We start from the raw sequence: 1,099 nt of genomic DNA, 5'->3' as shown, positions 1-1,099 counted from the left end.
GATCAGCGCCGCAGCCAGGCGCGAGACCGTGTCGTCCCGCGATGGCGGGGCCGGCACCACCAGCTCCTTGTCGCCATGCAACATGGCGCCGACCAGGTTGTGTTTGCGGGTCAGGTAATAAACGATGGCCGCGATGTGCAATACCACCAAAGCCAGAAGCACCCACTTGCCAATGTTCTTGTGATAGTTGGTTGCCAGGCCGACGGTGGCGTTGGAGACAAAACGTGTCAGCGGGCCGGCAAAGGCAATTTCATCGTCGCTCAGCAGGCCCGTGCCGACCTGGGCCACCAGAAATCCCAGCATGGCGAACACCGAACCAGCGCCTATCGGGCTGTGGCCGACACCGTGTTCGGGTTTACCTTGGCCCTTGAGGTAGTTGATGACACTTTGGGGCGCATAGATGAATGCCCCAAAGCGAGACCAGCGCCCACCCACCAGGCCCCAGACAATGCGAAACAGCAGCAGGGCCAGCACGGTATAGCCAAACCGGAAATGCCAGACCATGGCGTTGCCACCGATGGTGCCGGTAATGGCCAGCCCAAGCACACAAGCCACCAGCGCCCAGTGAAAAAATCGCGTGGGAAAATCCCAGACGCGCACCTTGTGAAGATTTTTATTGGTGTACATGCTCACTCCTCGTTTTGTGATTGTTGTATGCAACGGTGCTCTTGATACGGCCTCGCTGCCACTTGGTGCTTTCCCGTAGCGCATAAGTTCCTGCGGAACTTATCTGGTCTGGCTAAACTCAGCCCTATGGCAACAGGCAAAGTGTGTTGCCATTGCCCCATCTTAAGAAAAAACCTACGAGGAAACCCATGAAAGCTTTTGCCTGTATCGCCGCAGCCGCCACTTTAATGGCCATGGCTGCTCCGGCCTCCGCGCAGTTTGCCAAACCCGAAGACGCCATCAAATATCGCCAAAGCGCGTTGTTTGTCATGGGCCAGCATTTCGGTCGTGTCGGTGCCATGGCCAACGGCCGTGTCCCCTTCGACGCCAAAGTCGCTGCGGAAAACGCCGAGATCGTGGCCGACATGGCCAAGCTCCCGTGGGCTGGCTTTGGGCCTGGCACCGACAAAGGCGGCAATACCAAGGCCAAGCC

General features: G+C 58.3%; 2 protein-coding genes. One reads left to right on the top strand and one right to left on the bottom strand.

The window, feature by feature from the left end:
* A partial coding sequence (locus AC1D1X_RS24120) for a cytochrome b/b6 domain-containing protein (RefSeq protein WP_477699461.1) occupies positions 1 to 627 on the bottom strand: 627 nt, incomplete at its 3' end.
* Between the two features lie 188 nt (positions 628 to 815).
* Here AC1D1X_RS24120 and AC1D1X_RS24115 point away from each other — a divergent pair.
* Positions 816 to 1,099 (top strand): c-type cytochrome (locus AC1D1X_RS24115; protein WP_477699460.1); only part of this gene is annotated, 284 nt, incomplete at its 3' end.

Source organism: Polaromonas sp. P1_G4, assembly GCF_056405475.1.
The sequence above is the reverse complement of the archived record's forward strand: the minus strand, read 5'-3'. Positions and strand labels throughout refer to the sequence as shown.